A 17,151-nucleotide genomic window follows, 5' to 3' on the forward strand; every position below is an offset into this window, starting at 1 on the left:
ATCAGCGCGCGGGGCGCGGGCAGCTCGGGTGCGAGCCGGCGGTGACCAGGTCGGCGACAGCGGAACGCGGGTCGCCGGCCGTCACCAGGCCCTCGCCCACGAGCACGGCGTCGGCGCCCTGGCCCGCGTAGGTCAAGAGGTCGTGGCTGTCCCGGACGCCGGATTCGGCCACCCGGATCACCGACGACGGCAGCCCCGGCGCGATCCGGGAGAAGCAGTCCCGGTCCACCTCGAGCGTCTTGAGGTTGCGGGCGTTCACGCCGATCACGGTGGCGCCGGCCTCCAGGGCCCGGTCCGCCTCCGCCTCGGTGTGCACCTCGACGAGGGCGGTCATCCCCAGGGACTCCACCCGGTCCAGCAGCGAGACGAGCACCGACTGCTCCAGTGCGGCGACGATCAGCAGCACCAGATCGGCACCGTGCGCGCGGGCCTCGTGGATCTGGTACGGCGACACGATGAAGTCCTTGCGCAGCACCGGGATCCGGACCTTCGCACGGACCGCGTCGAGATCCGCGAGCGAGCCCTTGAACCGCCGCTGCTCGGTGAGCACGCTGATCACGCGGGCTCCCCCGGCCTCGTACTCGGCGGCCAGGGCGGCCGGGTCCCCGATCCCCGCGAGATCGCCCTTCGAGGGGCTCGCGCGCTTGACCTCCGCGATCACCGCGATGCCCGGCTCCCGCAGAGCGGCAGCGGCGTCGATCGCGGGCCGCGCGGCCTTGGCCGCCGCCTTCACCGTGGCCAGATCCAGGACCGCCTCCCGGGCGGCGACGTCCGCGCGCACACCCTCGATGATCGAGTCGAGCACAGTGGGGGAAGTCACGGGGCCGGCCTTTCGGTGGTTCTGAGCGTGTTCCAAGGTTAGCCCTCGCGGTCGGGGCGCTCCGCCTTGGCCCCCTCGGTCGGATCCTCGTCGGCGTCGAGGGCGTCCCAGAGGTCCCGCTCGGACGTCTGAGCTGCGGCGGCGTCGTCGAACACGCGTCGCTCGAGCTCCGCTCGGCGGGCCGCCGGGGAGGCGTACTTCGACCCCATCCCGCCCCCGCGCAGGCCCCGCAGCAGCAGCGTCGCCGCCGCCACCGCGACGACCGCGGCGAGGATCGCGACGAGCGGCCCGCCGGACTCCTCGCCCGCGACGTTGACGTAATCCTTCGCGGCGAGGTCGAGCACCCGCTCGATGTACGCCACGTCGGGCTCCTGCGTGAGCACCTGCACCGCCGGGAAGGCCGTGCCGATCGCCGCCGCCGCGACGATCACCGCCACCACGCCGCGGGCCCAGTTCTTCAGCGCCAGCGCCGCCGCGATGGCGGCCAGGTAGACCAGCGGCAGCAGGGTGAGCGCGGGCGCCCACTGGTGGCCCGCGATCGTCATCGGCCGTTCCTGGGTCAGCCCGTCGGCGACGTTCACCTGCATCCAGGTCATCCGGCCCGCGATCCACGTCAGTCCCGCGGCGGCGGCCATCAGGACCGCCGCGATCGCGAGGTTCCGCTTGCCCTTCATCGCGTTCCCTCCTCCGTCACGGCACGCAGCGTGTTCGCGGCGGCCACCGCCTTGAGCGCCGCGAGCGCCTTGTTCCGGGACTCGTTGTACTCGTACTCGCCCACCGAATCGGCGACGACGCCGCCGCCGGCCTGGACGTACGCGGCGCCGTCCTTGAGCACCGCGGTGCGGATGGCGATCGCGGTGTCCGCGTCGCCCGCGAAGTCGAGATAGCCCACGATGCCGCCGTACAGGCCGCGCCGGGTCTGTTCGGCCTCGTCGATCAGTTCCATGGCGCGCACCTTCGGCGCCCCGGTCAGGGTGCCGGCGGGGAAGCACGCGGCGACCGCGTCGAGCGCCTGCCTGCCGGGCGCGAGGTCACCGGACACCGTCGACACCAGGTGCATGACGTGGCTGTACCGCTCGATCCGGCGGTAGTCGGTGACCCGCACGGTGCCCGGCGAGCAGACCCGGCCGAGATCGTTGCGGCCCAGGTCGACGAGCATCAGGTGCTCGCTGTTCTCCTTCTCGTCGGCCTGCAGGTCCTTCTCCAGGAGCAGGTCCTCCTCGGCGGACGCGCCCCGCCACCGGGTGCCCGCGATCGGGTGGGTGGTGGCCACACCGTCGGTCACGGTGACCAGCGCCTCGGGGCTCGAGCCCACGATGGAGAAGGCCAGCGAGCCGTCGGGCGCGGGCACCTGCAGCAGGTACATGTACGGGCTGGGGTTGGAGGCGCGGAGCACGCGGTAGACGTCGATGGGATCGGCGTCGGACGGCATGGAGAACCGCTGGCTGGGCACCACCTGGAAGGCCTCGCCGGCCTCGATGTCGCCGACCAGCTTCTCCACGATCCGGGAGTACTCCTCGACGGTGCGTTGCGCGGAGTACTCGGGCTCGGGCCGGGTGAACGAGGCCACCGAGGAATCGAGCGGGGCGGCGAGCGCGGCCTCCATCGCGTCGAGCCGCGCGACCGCGTCCTCGTAGGCCTCCCGCGCACGTTCGCTCGCGCCGTCCCAGTTGACGGCGTTCGCGATGAGCGTGATGGTGCCCTCGTGATGGTCGATCGCCGCGAGGTCCGTGGCCAGCAGCCACACCATCTCCGGCAGGTGCAGATCGTCGACGGTGGTGTCCGGCAACCGTTCCAGGCGCCGCACGGCGTCGTACGCCAAGTATCCGACCATCCCGCCGTTGAGCGGCGGCAGTCCCTCGATGGGCTCCGAGCCGAGCAGCCGCAGCACCTCGCCGAGCGCGGCGATCGGGTCGCCGCCCGACGGTGCGCCCATGGGCGCCTTCCCGATCCAGGTCGCCTCGCCGTCGACGACGGTGAGCGCCGACGGCGCGGGGGCGCCCACGAACGACCAGCGGCTCCAGGACTGGCCCGCGGCGGCGGACTCCAGCAGGAAGGTTCCGGGCCTGCCGCCCGCGAGCTTGCGGTACGCGGACAGCGGGGTCTCCGCGTCGGCGAGCACCGTGCGGATCACCGGGACCACGCGGTGCCGGTCGGCGAGCGCGAGGAACTCGTCCAGGCTCGTCGTCGCGCCGTCGGGCTGCAGGTTCGGGGCGGGTTGATTACTCATCGCGAGCCATTATCCCCGTGCCGGTAGATTCACCGGTATGCGCATCGGCCTGCAGGCGCCCGACTTCGCACTCCCCGACCAGACCGGCACGGTCCGCACCCTGTCCGAGCTCCGCGGCGACGGCCGCGCGGCGGTGTTCTTCTACCTCACGGCGGGCCTTCCCGTGTGCGTCGCCGAGGTGGGGAGGTTCCGCGACGCGGGCACGGAGTTCGACGCCCGCGACACCGCACGGATCGGCATCAGCATGGACCCGCTGGTGCGGACGCAGGCCTTCGCCGACGTCATGACGCCGGGCTTCCCGCTGCTCACCGACGCCGACGGCGCTGTCTGCGCGGAGTACGACGTGAAGCGCGGCAAGTTCGCGGTGGCGCCGGTGCGCCGGCAGACGTTCCTCATCGACGGTGACGGGACGGTGCTGCACATCGTGGTCGGCGAACTGCGCGCGGTGGCGCACGTCGAGGAGACCCTCGCGTTCCTCCGCACGCTCACGCCCTGAGGGCGGGCGCGATCAGCCGCGGCCGAGCAGCAGGTCCCCGTCGAAACACGTGTGCGTGCCGGTGTGGCACGCCGGGCCGGTCTGCCGCACCGTGAGGAGCACGGTGTCGCCGTCGCAGTCGAGGCGCACGTCGAGCACCTCCTGGGTGTGACCCGACGTCTCCCCCTTGACCCACAGCCGTCCGCGGGAACGGGAGTAGTAGGTGCCCTTGCGGGTGGCCAGCGTGAGCGCGAGGGCCTCGTCGTTCATCCAGGCCTGCATGAGCACGTCGCGGGTCCCGTCCTCCTGAGCGATCGCGGCGACGAGCCCGTCGGCGTTGCGCTTGAGCCGGGCGGCGATTTCCGGGGCCAGTTCCGCGCCGCTCATCGCCGCACCACCAGGTCGTGGGTCGCCATCTCGTCTTTGACCTGACCGATGGTCATTTCCCCGAAGTGGAACACGCTCGCGGCCAGGACCGCGTCGGCGCCCGCTTCGACGGCCGGCGCGAAGTGTTCGACCGCGCCGGCGCCGCCCGAGGCGATGACGGGGATGTGGACCGCGGCGCGGGCGGCGGTGATCATCGCGAGGTCGAATCCGGCCTTCGTCCCGTCGGCGTCCATGGAGTTGAGCAGGATCTCGCCGACGCCGAGTTCCGCACCCCGCCTGGCCCATTCGATCGCGTCGATGCCGGTGCCGCGGCGGCCGCCGTGGGTGGTGACCTCCCAGCCCGAGGGGGTGGGCTCGTCGCCCTCGGGCACCGTGCGCGCGTCCACCGACAGCACGATGCACTGGCTGCCGAACCGGGTGGAGAGCTCCTCGAGCAACTCGGGCCGGGCGATCGCGGCGGTGTTCACCGAGACCTTGTCGGCGCCCGCGCGCAGCAGGATGTCCACGTCCTCCACGGACCGGACGCCGCCGCCCACGGTGAGCGGGATGAACACCTGCTCGGCGGTGCCGCGCACCACGTCGAGCATGGTTCCGCGCCCGGAGCTCGACGCGGTGACGTCGAGGAAGGTCAGCTCGTCGGCGCCCTGCGCGTCGTAGACCGCCGCGAGCTCCACGGGATCACCCGCGTCGCGGAGGTTCTGGAAGTTGACGCCCTTGACCACGCGTCCGTCGTCCACGTCCAGGCACGGGATCACGCGCACCGCCACCGTCATCGGTTCTGCCTCCTCGAGATGTTCACGGCCTCAACGCTTCCCCTGCGCGGGGCGGTAGTCGTCCGGCGCGCCCACGGATCGCACGATGTCCAGGAGCTCGTCGTACACGCCGGGCGCGGCGGCCAGCGCCGAGTCCGAGCCCACGTGCCATTCACCGCCCGCGAGGTCGGTGACCACGCCGCCCGCGGCGAGCACGAGCGCCGCCCCCGCCGCATTGTCCCAGGGGTGGTGCCCGAACACGACGGCGCCGCCGAGCGCCCCGGACGCCGTGTACGCGAGATCGACCCCGGTCGATCCGAACTGCCGGACCCGGGCCACCCGGCGGGACACCTCGCCGAGGATCTCGAACCGGTAGTCGCCGGGGAACCGGCCGCGACTTCCGCGGCTGAAACTGCCGACCGCGATCATCGAATCGACCAGCGAACCCTCCCGCAAGGGCGGGAGCGCCTCGCCCCGGTTCCGCACCGGCCCCTCGACGTGGCCGGCGAAGGCGTCGCCGACCAGCGGGAACCACGCGAGCCCCGCGACCGGACGGCCGTCGTGCACCAGGCCCAGGAGGGTGCCCGTCGCCGGGTACCCGGCGGAGTAGTTGAAGGTGCCGTCGATCGGATCGAGGACCCAGACGGTGCCCTCGTCGACCGCGGGCCCGCCGTACTCCTCGCCGTGCACCGCGACCCCCGTGGCGTCGGCGACGGCACCGGCGATCCGGCGCTCCAGTTCGAGGTCGAGGTCCGTCGCGAAATCCGCCGGCCCCTTGTCCACCGACGCGGGCGCGCCGAGCCCCTCGACGAACCGCGGGGCGGCCTCGTCGAGTGCCCTGCCCGCCGCCGCCAGCAGGGCGTCCGGATCGCCGGTGAAACCGGCCGGGAACGCGGCCACTAGCGCGACACCGCCGCCAGCGCCTCGGGGAGGGTGAACCGCCCGGCGTACAGCGCCTTGCCGACGATCGCCGAATCGACACCGCGATCGACGAGGGTGGAGATCGCCGTGAGGTCCTCCAGAGCCGAGATCCCTCCCGACGCGACCACGGGCGACTCCGTGGCGTCGGCGACCGCGGCGAGGAGATCCAGGTTCGGGCCGGTCAGCGTACCGTCCTTGGACACGTCGGTGACCACGTAGCGGCTGCAGCCGTCCCCGTTCAGGCGATCGAGCACCTCCCAGAGGTCTCCCCCGTCGGTGACCCAGCCGCGGCCGCGGAGCCGCCACCGCCCGTCGATCTGCTTCACGTCCAGGCCGACGGCGATCTTGTCGCCGTGCTCGGCGATGGCCTTCGCGCACCACTGCGGATCCTCGATCGCCGCGGTGCCCAGGTTCACCCGCGCGCAGCCGGTGGCGAGGGCGGCGGCGAGGGAGTCGTCATCCCGGATGCCGCCCGACAGTTCGACTTTCACATCGAGCTCGCCGATCACACCGGCGAGGAGTTCACGGTTGCTGCCCTTGCCGAAGGCGGCGTCGAGATCCACCAGGTGCACCCATTCCGCGCCGTCGTTCTGCCAGGCGAGGGCGGCGTCGCGGGGTGAACCGTAGGCGGTCTCGCTGCCGGCCTCCCCCTGGACCAGGCGGACGGCCCGGCCGTCGGCGACATCGACTGCGGGAAGAAGTACCAGACTCACGCGACCAGCCTAGTGGGTCGCGTCATCCGCATTTCGCTCGTCCTCGCCGCGCGTGGCCTTCGCCACCATGCGCTTGGACACCACGCCCATCGCGGCGACCGCGCCGACGAGCCCGACGGCCACGATGAGGAGGCCGACGGCGGGGCCGGGCCTGAGTACGTTCACCAGGAGGGCCGCCGCGCCGAGCACCAGGACGGCGGCGCCGAGCGCGAACAGGGCCAGCCGCCCGATCGAGAGCTCCCGCTTGCCGGTCACAGCGACTCCACCCAGTTCCGCAGCAGCACGGCGCCCGCGTCGCCACTCTTCTCCGGGTGGAACTGCGTGGCCCACAGCGGACCGTTCTCCACGGCGGCGATGAACCGGCCGCCGTGCTCGGCCCAGGTGACCTTCGGAGCGGCGATGCGGCCGCCGACGTCCAGTTCCCACTTCTGCGCGGCGTACGAGTGCACGAAGTAGAAGCGCGTGTCGGCGTCGATCCCCGCGAACAGGGCCGAGCCCTCCGCGGCCTCGACGGTGTTCCACCCCATGTGCGGCACGACCGGGGCCTGCAGGCGTTCGACGGTGCCCGGCCACTCGCCGCAGCCCTCGGTCTCGACGCCGAACTCGATGCCCTTCTCGAACAGGATCTGCATACCGACGCAAATGCCCATGACGGGGCGGCCGCCGGCGAGCCGCTCGCCGATGATCCTGTCCCCGTGCACCGCCTTCAGTCCCGCCATGCACGCCGCGTAGGCGCCGACCCCGGGAACCAGCAGGCCGTCCGCGGCGACCGCCGTCCTGGGGTCGGCGGTGACGGTGACCTCGGCCCCGGCGCGCTCCATCGCGCGATGCGCGGACCGGATGTTGCCGGAACCGTAGTCGAGGATCGTCACCTTCTTCATGGTCACCAGCCTAATCGGCGCTCCTCGCGGGCACCGCCTGGCCCGTCGCCGCGGCGTGCACTCACGGGACCAGGATGAACTTCCCGATCGGGTGCGGCGCCTGCAGGTCCCGGTGCGCCTGCGCCGCCCGGGCGAGCGGATAGGTGCGCGCGACCACGTTGGTGATCCGGCCCTCGGCGGCGAGATCGAGCAGCGGGCCGCGGGCCTCGTCGCGGACACGCGCGCTGTCGGGATCGCCCCCGCCGATCGCGGTGAACCCGTCGCCGCCGGCGCGGGCGAAGGCCGCGATGGTGACGATCCGGGAGCGGTCGCCGACCAGTGCGAGGGACACGTCGACGGCCTCGTCGGTGCCGACGGTGTCGATCGCCACGTCGACACCGTCCGGCGCCAGGGCCCGCACCCGCTCCAGCAGCCCGTCGCCGTAGGGCACGGGGATCGCGCCGAGCTCGCGCAGATACTCGTGGTTCGCCTCGCGGGCCGTGCCGATCACGGTGGCGCCCCGGAGCTTCGCGAGTTGCACGGCGAGCAGTCCGACACCACCGACGGCGCCGTGCACCAGCACCGTGTCCCGCTCCGCCACACGGGTCGTGGTCACGGCGTCCCAGGCGGTGGCGCCGGTGAGCAGGAGCCCTCCGGCCTCCTCCCAGCCCAGCGCGCCGGGCTTCGGCAGCACGGCCCTCGCCGGCTCGACGGCGGCCGCGGCGTAGGTGCCGGTTCCCCGGTAGACGACCACCTCGTCGCCCACCGCGAGGGGGCCGCGCGGTCCGATCGCGTCGGTGCCCACGGCGGTGATCACCCCCGCCCCCTCGGACCCGAGGTGCAGCGGCAGATCCGCGTCGTCGGCCCCGAAGAATCCGCCGTACTGCTTGTACTCGACGGGATTCACCCCGATCGCCCGGAACTCGACCACCACTTCCCCGGGGCCCGGCTCGGGGAGCCGCTCGTCGATCACCTCGAGGACCTCGGGCCCTCCGAACGCCTTCGCCACCACTGTCTCGGTCATGCCCGGCACAACGACGGGCGGGTGTGCGCGATTCCCGTTGGAATCAGGACGATCCGATCAGATCTCGCGGGCACCGATCAGCGCGTCGGAGATGATGCCCGTTGCGCGCTGCAGCGCGGGCACGGCGCGCTCGGCGAAGTCGTCCCCGACCCGGGACACCGGACCGGAGATGCCGATGGCCATCGGGGTGGGGGCGCCGGGCACCGCCATCGCGATGCACCGCACGCCGATCTCCTGTTCCTGTTCGTCCACGGCGTACCCCTGGGAACGCACCCGCTCGACTTCGGCGAAGACGCCCGACAGGGTGTTGACACTGTTGGGCGTCGGCGCCGGGATCCCCGCCTGGGAAACGAGTTTCACGATCCGGGCGTCGTCCAGTTCCGCGAGCACGGCCTTGCCGACACCGGAGTTGTGCAGGTTCACCCGGCGGCCCGCCTCGTTGTTGGTGCGCATGTTGTGCGGCGAGAGCACCTGCCCCGTGTAGATCACCATGTCGCCGTCGAGCACGGCCAGGCTGGCGGTCTCCGCGAGCTCGTCGACGAGCGATTCGAGCACCGGGGCGGCGACGGCGCCCAGTTGCCGGTTCGCCACCTCACCGAGACGGATCAGGCGGGGCCCCAATGAGTAGCGGCGGTTCGGTAGTTGCCGCACGTACCCGATGCCCACCAGGGTGCGCAGCAGGCGGTGGATGGTGGGCGGCGGGAGGGGCGTGCCGGCGGACAGTTCGCTCAGCGAACACTCCCCGCCCGCGCGGCCGATCAGTTCGAGCAGCTCGAAGGCCCGCTCGACCGACTGCACACCCGACGTCGTCTTCGCCACGATAGCTCCTCGGTTCGACGGTCGATGACTGGTTCCACTACCAGTTCCACTATTGCACGCCGAAAGCGAACGCGATCTGAATTCCATGATGCGGACCGACGCGCGAACCGCTGTGCCGCGCGCCGGGCGCGCGGTGTTACGCGACCACGGAAGCGAGTCCGTCGCGGCACGTTCCGACAGGTCCGCGGCGGCGGACAGCACCCCCGTCGGCCTCGGGAAACGCTCTTCGAAGAAGGCGCAGGACATCCTTGACAGCCCCCGGGGTGCGTGCTTCACTCATCAACACGCGGAATCGAGCTTCCAAATAGTGGAATGCACAGCGACTTTCAGCCACGGAGATCGTTTCCAGCGGACTGCTCCGGTAGCGGCCGCCGATCCTCCCCTTCCGCGTATTCACACACCGGCAGGCGCGCTGGCGGACGAACTCCCCCGCCGGACGAGAGGACCGACAATGACCACACGTTCGCAACAGGACACCGCACCGGAGGGCGTCGAACCGCCGAAGACCTCCGCCCTGGACTCGTTCTTCGACATCACCCGGCGCGGTTCCAGCGTCGCCCGTGAGCTCCGCGGCGGGCTCGTGACCTTCGTCGCGATGGCCTACATCGTGGTGCTCAACCCCCTGATCCTCAGCAGCTCGGCCGACGTGGCCAAGGGAACGCTGGGATTCGTGCAGGTCACCGCCGTCACGGGCCTGACCGCCGGGGTGATCACGATCCTGTTCGGTGTCGTCGCCAGACTGCCGTTCGCCCTGGCCGCCGGTTTGGGCATGAACTCCTTCCTGGCGGTCGCAGTCGTGCAGGAGGTGACCTGGGCCGAGGCGATGGGACTCGTCGTCATCAACGGCGTGATCATCGTCGTGCTCGGTGCGACGGGTATCCGGACCGCGATCTTCCAGGCGGTTCCCGCCGAGCTCAAGACCGCGATCACCGTGGGCATCGGCCTGTTCATCGCGTTCATCGGCTTCGTCAACTCGGGTTTCGTCACGCGCACGCCTGCGGGCCCGCCCGTACAGCTCGGCCACGACGGCTCGATCGACACGATCCCCACCGCGATCTTCATCTTCACGTTGCTGCTCATCGCGGTGCTCGTCGCCCGGCGCATTCCCGGCGCCATCCTGATCGGGATGATCGTGGCCACGGTGGGTGCCGTCGTCGTCCAGCACTTCGCGAAGCTCGGCACGGTCGGCGATCCGCACACCCCGGACCCGCAGGGCTGGAACCTCAGCGCCCCGGAGGTGCCGAGCCGCATCGTCGCGCTCCCCGACTTCAGCCTGATCGGCCAGTTCGACCTGTTCGGAGCCTTCGAGCGGGTCGGCACCCTGGCCGCGACCATGCTCGTGTTCACCCTGGTGTTCACCAACTTCTTCGACGCCATGGGCTCGATGACGGGGCTGGCGCGCAGTGCCGGCATCAGCAATCCGGACGGCACCTTCCCGCGGATCCGCTCCGCGTTCGTCGTGGAGGGCCTGGGCGCGGTGGCCGGCGGATCCGCCTCCGGATCGTCGAACACCGTCTTCGTCGACTCCGCCGCGGGAATCGCCGAGGGCGCACGAACGGGGTTGGCGGCGTGCACGACCGGCGTGCTCTTCCTGGGTTCGATGTTCTTCGCACCGTTGATCGGCGTCATCCCGATGGAGGTGGGCGCGGCCGCCCTCGTGGTCGTCGGTTCGATGATGGTCGCGCAGATCCGCGAGATCGACTTCACGCACTTCACCGTCGCCCTGCCGGTGTTCCTCACCATCGTCACGATGCCGCTGACCTACTCGATCGCCAACGGCATCGGCGTCGGGTTCATCACGTGGGCCCTGCTCAGCGTGCTCGGAGGGCGGGCCGGGAAGACGCACTGGCTGCTGTGGGTGGTGTCGATCGGTTTCGTGCTCTACTTCGTCCGCGGCCCCATAACCGCGCTCATCGGCGCCGCGGGCTGAGTAACACGACCGGAACAAGTCCGTATCACGGAACAAATATTCCGAAATAGCCTTGCCCACGCCCACTCCCGGGCATAGAATCAACACCTGGATCCTGTTCGCATGGATAACCAGCGATCCAGTTCAGCCACGAACCATGCCTGACCGAACCCCGTACGGAGTTCAGTAGGGATGCAGCGGTGACGGACACGCTGACCGGATGCCACGTGAGTGTCAACGGCGAATCTCGCTCGTTCTCGGGCCCACTCCACTCGAACGCCCTGGATTGGCTACGCGCCCAGGGCCTGACCGGCGCCAAGGAGGGCTGCGCCGAGGGCGAATGCGGCGCGTGCTCGATCCTCGTCGCCCGTCCCGGTGCGGCCGGCGATCCCGCGGACCGCACTCGGTGGACGGCGATCAACGCCTGCCTCACACCGGCGGCCGCGCTGGCCGGCCAGGAGGTGGTCACGGCGGAGGGCCTCGGCTCTCCCGACGATCTGCATCCGGTCCAGGACGCCATGGCGCTCCGTGGCGGATCTCAATGCGGCTACTGCACACCGGGATTCATCTGCAGTATGGCCGCCGAGTTCTACCGCCCCGGACGCTGTGAGGCCGCGGAGGGCCACCCCGGCGACGAGGAGCACGGGCCCAACGGGTTCGACCTCCACGCGCTCTCCGGCAACCTCTGCCGGTGCACCGGATACCGCCCGATCCGCGACGCCGCCTACGGCCTCCCCGCACCGGCCGCCGACGATCCGCTCGCCGCCCGGCGTGCGGCCGCGGCCCCGACACCCGAACCCACCGACCTCGCGTCCGGGGGCGCCCGGTTCCTCCGCCCGGCCGGGCTCGACGACGCCCTCCGCCTTCTCGCGGAAGAGGATTCCGCGGCCCTGGTCGCCGGATCCACGGACTGGGGCGTCGACGTCAACCTCAAGGGCCGCCGCGCCCCACTCGTGATCGCGATCGACCAGCTCCCGGAGCTGCGGGAACTGCGCTGGGACGCCGAGGCCGTCGAGATCGGCGCCGCCCTCACCCTGTCCGAGGTCGAGCGAGGGCTGGACGGGCGCGTCTCCCTGCTCGCGCAGGTGTTCCCCCAGTTCGCCTCGCGCCTCATCCGCAACGCCGCCACCCTGGGCGGCAACCTCGGCACCGGGTCCCCCATCGGCGACACCCCGCCCGCGCTGCTCGCGCTCGACGCCCGGCTCGTGCTCTCCTCGCAGAGCGGCGAGCGGACCGTGCCGGTCACGGAGTACTTCACCGGATACCGACAGTCGGTGCGGCGGCCCGACGAGCTGATCCGGGCCGTCCGGCTCCCGCTCCCCCTCGCCCCGGTCACCGCGTTCCACAAGATCGCCAAGCGCCGGTTCGACGACATCTCCAGCGTCGCAGTGGCCTTCGCGCTGACCATCGACGACGGCGTCGTCTCCCGGGCCGCGATCGGCCTCGGCGGCGTCGCCGCCACCCCGATCCGCGCCACCGCCACGGAACAGGCCCTGATCGGCCGCCCGTGGACGCCCGAGACCGTCCGCGACGCGGCGGACGTCCTCCGCGGCGAGGGCACCCCGATGGACGACCACCGCGCGTCGAGCCGATACCGGTCGGCGATGCTCGGCCGATCCCTGGAGAAGCTGCTCGCCGAGAATCCGGCCGCCGCGCACGCCGGAGAGGAGATGTCATGAGCCACCTGTCGGAACGCCCCGCGAACGCCGTCGTCGGCCTCGACGTCCCGCATGAGAGCGCGGCGCTGCACGTCACCGGGCAGGCCCTCTACACGGACGACCTCATCCCGCAGACCCGCGACGCCCTGCACGCGTATCCCGTGCAATCGGACACCGCCCACGCCAGGATCGTCTCGCTCGACACCGCCCCCGCGCTCGCCGTCCGGGGCGTGGTCCGGGTGCTGACGGCCGCGGACGTCCCCGGCGTCAACGACGCGGGCGTCAAACACGACGAACCGCTGTTCCCCGAGGACGAGGTCATGTTCCACGGGCACGCGATCTGCTGGGTGCTCGCGGAGACGATCGAGGCCGCCCGCCTGGGAGCGGCGGCGGTGCGCGTGGAACTGGAGCCCCTCCCGTCGCTCATCACCCTCGTCGAGGCGATCGAGGCCGAGAGCTTCCACGGCGCGCGGCCCACGGTGCGGCGCGGCGACGTCGGCGCGGGATTCGCGGCGGCCGCGTCGGAGTTCAGCGGCGAGTTCGAGTTCGCCGGCCAGGAGCACTTCTACCTGGAGACCCACGCCTCCCTCGCGCGGATCGACGAGGCGGGCCAGGTGTTCGTGCAGTCCAGCACCCAGCACCCGTCGGAGACGCAGGACATCGTCGCCCACGTCCTCGGGGTGCCCAGCAGCCACGTCACCGTGCAGTGCCTGCGCATGGGTGGCGCCTTCGGCGGCAAGGAGATGCAGCCACACGGATTCGCGGCGATCGCCGCGCTCGGCGCCACCCTCACGGGGCGCCCGGTGCGGCTGCGGCTCAACCGCACCCAGGACATGACGATGTCCGGCAAACGCCACGGCTTCCGCGCCTCGTGGCGCGCCGGCTTCGATGATCAGGGCAGGTTCACCGCCCTCGAGGCCACGCTCACCGCGGACGGCGGGTGGAGCCTGGACCTGTCGGAACCCGTGCTCGCGCGGGCGCTGTGCCACATCGACAACGCGTACTGGATCCCGAACATCGTGACCCACGGCCGGATCGCGAAGTGCCACAAGACCTCGCAGACCGCCTTCCGCGGTTTCGGTGGCCCCCAGGGGATGCTGGTCATCGAGGACGTCATCGGCCGCTGCGCCCCGTTGCTGGGGATCTCGGCACGGGAGATGCGCCGCCGAAACCTGTACGGCGACGGGCAGACCACCCCCTACGGACAGCCCGTGCGGCACGCCGACCGCGCCCGCACGGCGTGGCAGCAGGTGATCGACTCGGGCGACGTCGCCGCCCGCGAGGCGGCGATCGCCGAGTTCAACGCGCGTCATCCGCACACCAAACGTGCACTCGCGATGACTCCCGTCAAGTTCGGCATCTCGTTCAACCTCACGGCGTTCAACCAGGCCGGTGCCCTCGTCCTCGTGTACAAGGACGGCTCGGTCCTGATCAACCACGGCGGCACGGAGATGGGGCAGGGCCTGCACACCAAGATGCTGCAGGTCGCGGCGACCACCCTGGGCGTACCGCTGTCCCGGGTCCGGCTCGCGCCCACCCGGACGGACAAGGTGCCCAACACCTCCGCTACCGCGGCCAGCTCCGGGGCCGATCTCAACGGCGGCGCGGTGAAGAACGCGTGCGAGCAGATCCGGGAGCGGCTCGCCGGGGTGGCGGCGTCCCGGCTCGGGGTCAACCCGGCGGACGTCCGGTTCTCCGACGGAGTGGTCACCGGCCTCGGGGCGAACGCGCTTACGCTCACGTGGAGCGAACTGGTCCACGCCGCGTACTTCCAGCGCGTCCAGCTGTCCGCCTCCGGGTACTACCGCACCGAGGGGCTGCACTGGGACGCCAAGGCGATGCAGGGAGAGCCGTTCAAGTACTTCGCCTACGGCGTCGCCGCCAGCGAGGTCGAGGTAGACGGGTTCACCGGCGCGTACCGGCTGCTGCGCGTGGACATCGTGCACGACGTGGGCGACTCCCTGTCCCCGCTCATCGACATCGGCCAGATCGAGGGCGGCTTCGTCCAGGGCGCCGGGTGGCTGACCCTGGAGGATCTGCGCTGGGACACCAGCGACCGGCCCGGCCGCGGCAGGCTGCTCACCCAGTCCGCCAGCACCTACAAGCTGCCGAGCTTCTCCGAGATGCCGCCCGACTTCCGGGTGTCCCTGCTCGACAAGGCCCACGAGGACGGCGCCGTGTACGGCTCCAAGGCCGTCGGCGAACCCCCGCTGATGCTCGCCTTCTCGGTGCGCGAGGCACTCCGGCAGGCCGCCGCCGCGTTCGGTCCACCGGGCACCGGCCTCGAACTCGCGTCCCCCGCGACACCCGAGGCGGTGTACTGGGCGATCGAATCCGCCCGCGCGGCGGCGTCCCGGACCAACGGACACCACCCCGGGAAACCGGTTCCGGCCGCGCCCGCGACCCCCGTCGGGCTCGGCTGAGACCGCCATGACCTGGCTGGGCGACTGCGCCCGCCTCCGGCGGGAGCGCCGGCCCGCGGTCCTGATCACCCAGATCGGGGTCCGCGGCCACGCCCCGCGCGAGGCCGGCGCCAAGATGGTCGTGGCCGACGACGCGACGTACGGAACCATCGGCGGCGGCAACCTCGAACAGACGGCGATCCACCGGGCGCGGGCGATGCTCCGCGACCACTCGACGGCACCGGACACCGCGACGGTGCGACTCAACGACAAGGTCCGGTCGGAGTACGGCCGGCAGTGCTGCGGAGGCGAAGTCGTGATCCTCTTCGAACCCCTGCCGGTGGTCCCGGCCGTCGCGATCTTCGGGCTCGGCCACGTGGGCCTCGAGCTCGCGCGGATCCTCTCCCGGCAGGACATCGAGCTCCACCTGACCGACTCGCGGCCCGAGCACCTCGAGGCCGCCGACTCCATCGAGTCCGGGGCCGCGACGGTGCACCGCCGGCACTCGATGCTCCCGGAGGAGGTGCTCGGCGAGCTGCCGGCGGGCACCGAGGTCCTCATCATGACGCACGACCACGCCGAGGACTTCAGCCTGTGCGATCAGGCCTTGCGCACACCGGGTCTCGGTCGCATCGGTCTCATCGGCTCGTCGGCCAAGTGGGCCCGTTTCCGCGGGATGCTCTCCGATTCGGGACATCCCGCGAGCCTCATCGACACCATCCAATGCCCCATCGGCCTCAGCACCCTCTCCGGCAAGCACCCCGCGACCATCGCGGTGAGTGTCGCCGCGGACGTGCTGACCCGAATCACCCCACGCCCCAAGGATTCCGAATCATGACCATCTACCGCTGCCGTGTCCTCGACACCCCCGACGACCCCTTCGCCGGTGGGACCCTCCGCGCGGACGACGACGCGGGACTGCTCGTCCAGGGCGGCGTCATCGCCGAACGCGGTGCGTTCGCGGACGTCGCCGCGCGCCACCCCGGCGAATCCGTGACGGATCTCCGCGCGGGCGTCCTCCTCCCCGGCCTGATCGACACGCACGTGCACTACCCCCAGGTCCGGGCCATCGGAGGCCTCGGGATGCCGCTCCTCGACTGGCTCGATCAGTGCGCCCTGCCCGAGGAGCAGCGGCTCGCCGAGCCGGAGTACGCCCGCGCCGTCGCACGGGAGTTCCTCACCGGACTCACGTCCGCGGGCACGACCACCGCGCTGGTGTTCGGCTCGCACTACCCGGACGCCGTCGACGCCCTGTTCACGGAGGCGGACCGCGTGGGCACGCGGGTCACAGCGGGCCTCGTGGTCAGCGATCACAACCTCCCCGAACCGCTGCTGAGCACACCCGAACGGTCGTACCGGGAGGGCAGGGCGCTCGCCGAGCGGTGGCACGGCCACGGCCGCCTGAGGTACGCGGTGACGCCCCGCTTCTCGTACTCCACCACTTCGGACATGCTCGCCTCCTGTGCCGATCTCCTCTCCGACGTCCCCGGCCTCTGGTTCACCTCGCACGTCAACGAGAACCCGGCCGAGATCGCCGCGGTCGCCGACCTCTTCCCCGGCGCCGCGAACTACACCGACACCTACGCCAAGCACGGACTCATCCACCGCCGGTCGGTCCTCGCACACAACGCGCACCCCCGCGACGAGGAACTCCACCTGCTCGGCGAGGTGGGCGCCTCCATCGCGCACTGCCCCACGTCCAACTCCGCGCTCGCCAGCGGTTCCTTTCCGCTCCGTCGCCACCTCGACCACGGAGTGCGCGTCGCGCTCGGTACGGATGTCGGTGCGGGCAGCGGATTCTCGCTCTTCAAGGAGGGGCTGCAGGCTTACTTCATGCAGCAGCTCCTCAAAGAGGACGGGGTGCCGCTGACGCCGGCGCACCTGCTGCACCTCGCCACCCGTGCCGGCGCCACGGCTCTCGGCCTCGACGACGTGGGCGATCTCTCGGCGGGCCGTCGGTTCGACGCGATCCTGGTGCAGCCCTCCGCCGCTCAGCCGCTGGACGTCTGCCTGCGGCACGCTGCGTCCGCGGAGAACGCACTGGCGAAGATCTTCTCGATCGGTACCCCGGCCGATGTCGCCCGGGTGTGGATCGACGGCGACATCGTCGTCGCCTGACCGCCGGCCCGGCATCCCGAAGCCCTTGTGCACCGGGCTATCGACCACTAAACTCCATAATGC

General features: G+C 71.5%; 17 protein-coding genes. 6 read left to right on the forward strand and 11 right to left on the reverse strand.

The window, feature by feature from the left end; translation table 11 throughout:
* Window position 1 precedes the first annotated feature (1 nt).
* Genes trpC through BN39_RS14035 form a run of 3 tightly spaced genes read right to left on the reverse strand, consistent with a single transcriptional unit; the run spans window position 2 to window position 3,050 of the window.
* On the reverse strand, window positions 2-820 hold the full coding sequence (trpC, locus tag BN39_RS14025; protein ID WP_040767998.1) for an indole-3-glycerol phosphate synthase TrpC: 819 nt from the start codon (window positions 818-820) through the stop codon (window positions 2-4).
* Window positions 821-858: 38 nt separating this feature from the next.
* Entirely contained in the window at window positions 859-1,494 is a 636-nt protein-coding gene (locus BN39_RS14030) for a TIGR02234 family membrane protein (RefSeq protein ID WP_019203052.1), read from the reverse strand.
* Window positions 1,491-3,050, reverse strand: a complete 1,560-nt coding sequence (locus tag BN39_RS14035) for an anthranilate synthase component I (protein WP_019203053.1) — start codon at window positions 3,048-3,050, stop codon at window positions 1,491-1,493. Before BN39_RS14035 ends, BN39_RS14030 begins: the two co-directional genes overlap by 4 nt.
* Window positions 3,051-3,087: 37 nt before the next feature.
* On the opposite strand from BN39_RS14035, the gene BN39_RS14040 reads away from it, so the two are divergent.
* Window positions 3,088-3,546, forward strand: a complete 459-nt coding sequence (locus BN39_RS14040; protein WP_019203054.1) for a peroxiredoxin — start codon at window positions 3,088-3,090, stop codon at window positions 3,544-3,546.
* A gap of 12 nt (window positions 3,547-3,558) precedes the next feature.
* Here BN39_RS14040 and hisI read toward each other — a convergent pair whose 3' ends face one another.
* From hisI to BN39_RS14080, 8 genes are all read right to left on the reverse strand, one after another.
* Complete coding sequence (gene hisI, locus BN39_RS14045; protein ID WP_019203055.1) at window positions 3,559-3,912, reverse strand: phosphoribosyl-AMP cyclohydrolase; 354 nt, start codon at window positions 3,910-3,912, stop codon at window positions 3,559-3,561.
* Window positions 3,909-4,685: an imidazole glycerol phosphate synthase subunit HisF gene (gene hisF, locus BN39_RS14050; RefSeq protein WP_019203056.1), complete on the reverse strand. Its 777-nt coding sequence runs from the start codon at window positions 4,683-4,685 to the stop codon at window positions 3,909-3,911. Before hisF ends, hisI begins: the two co-directional genes overlap by 4 nt.
* 30 nt (window positions 4,686-4,715) lie before the next feature.
* On the reverse strand, window positions 4,716-5,564 hold the full coding sequence (locus BN39_RS14055; protein WP_019203057.1) for an inositol monophosphatase: 849 nt from the start codon (window positions 5,562-5,564) through the stop codon (window positions 4,716-4,718).
* Entirely contained in the window at window positions 5,564-6,298 is a 735-nt protein-coding gene (priA, locus tag BN39_RS14060) for a bifunctional 1-(5-phosphoribosyl)-5-((5-phosphoribosylamino)methylideneamino)imidazole-4-carboxamide isomerase/phosphoribosylanthranilate isomerase PriA (RefSeq protein WP_019203058.1), read from the reverse strand. The genes BN39_RS14055 and priA overlap by 1 nt, the downstream gene beginning before the upstream one ends.
* A gap of 9 nt (window positions 6,299-6,307) precedes the next feature.
* The gene (locus BN39_RS14065; RefSeq protein WP_019203059.1) at window positions 6,308-6,553 is read right to left on the reverse strand and encodes a hypothetical protein; all 246 of its coding nucleotides are present in this window, start codon (window positions 6,551-6,553) and stop codon (window positions 6,308-6,310) included.
* Entirely contained in the window at window positions 6,550-7,179 is a 630-nt protein-coding gene (hisH, locus tag BN39_RS14070; protein WP_040768000.1) for an imidazole glycerol phosphate synthase subunit HisH, read from the reverse strand. Before hisH ends, BN39_RS14065 begins: the two co-directional genes overlap by 4 nt.
* A 61-nt stretch (window positions 7,180-7,240) precedes the next feature.
* On the reverse strand, window positions 7,241-8,182 hold the full coding sequence (locus tag BN39_RS14075) for an NADP-dependent oxidoreductase (RefSeq protein ID WP_019203061.1): 942 nt from the start codon (window positions 8,180-8,182) through the stop codon (window positions 7,241-7,243).
* 57 nt (window positions 8,183-8,239) lie between these two features.
* Complete coding sequence (locus BN39_RS14080; RefSeq protein WP_371190637.1) at window positions 8,240-9,004, reverse strand: IclR family transcriptional regulator; 765 nt, start codon at window positions 9,002-9,004, stop codon at window positions 8,240-8,242.
* Window positions 9,005-9,452: 448 nt separating this feature from the next.
* On the opposite strand from BN39_RS14080, the gene BN39_RS14085 reads away from it, so the two are divergent.
* From BN39_RS14085 to guaD, 5 genes are all read left to right on the forward strand, one after another.
* A complete protein-coding gene (locus tag BN39_RS14085; protein WP_019203063.1) occupies window positions 9,453-10,931 on the forward strand; it encodes an NCS2 family permease in 1,479 nt (492 codons plus the stop codon).
* 179 nt (window positions 10,932-11,110) lie between these two features.
* Complete coding sequence (locus tag BN39_RS14090; protein WP_019203064.1) at window positions 11,111-12,589, forward strand: xanthine dehydrogenase small subunit; 1,479 nt, start codon at window positions 11,111-11,113, stop codon at window positions 12,587-12,589.
* The gene (gene xdhB / locus BN39_RS14095; protein WP_019203065.1) at window positions 12,586-14,991 is read left to right on the forward strand and encodes a xanthine dehydrogenase molybdopterin binding subunit; all 2,406 of its coding nucleotides are present in this window, start codon (window positions 12,586-12,588) and stop codon (window positions 14,989-14,991) included. The genes BN39_RS14090 and xdhB overlap by 4 nt, the downstream gene beginning before the upstream one ends.
* A gap of 7 nt (window positions 14,992-14,998) precedes the next feature.
* Window positions 14,999-15,808, forward strand: a complete 810-nt coding sequence (xdhC, locus tag BN39_RS14100) for a xanthine dehydrogenase accessory protein XdhC (RefSeq protein WP_019203066.1) — start codon at window positions 14,999-15,001, stop codon at window positions 15,806-15,808.
* Complete coding sequence (gene guaD, locus BN39_RS14105; protein ID WP_019203067.1) at window positions 15,805-17,088, forward strand: guanine deaminase; 1,284 nt, start codon at window positions 15,805-15,807, stop codon at window positions 17,086-17,088. The genes xdhC and guaD overlap by 4 nt, the downstream gene beginning before the upstream one ends.
* The last annotated feature ends 63 nt before the right edge of the window (window positions 17,089-17,151 follow it).

This window comes from Tsukamurella sp. 1534 (assembly GCF_000312385.1).
GTDB lineage: Bacteria > Actinomycetota > Actinomycetes > Mycobacteriales > Mycobacteriaceae > Tsukamurella.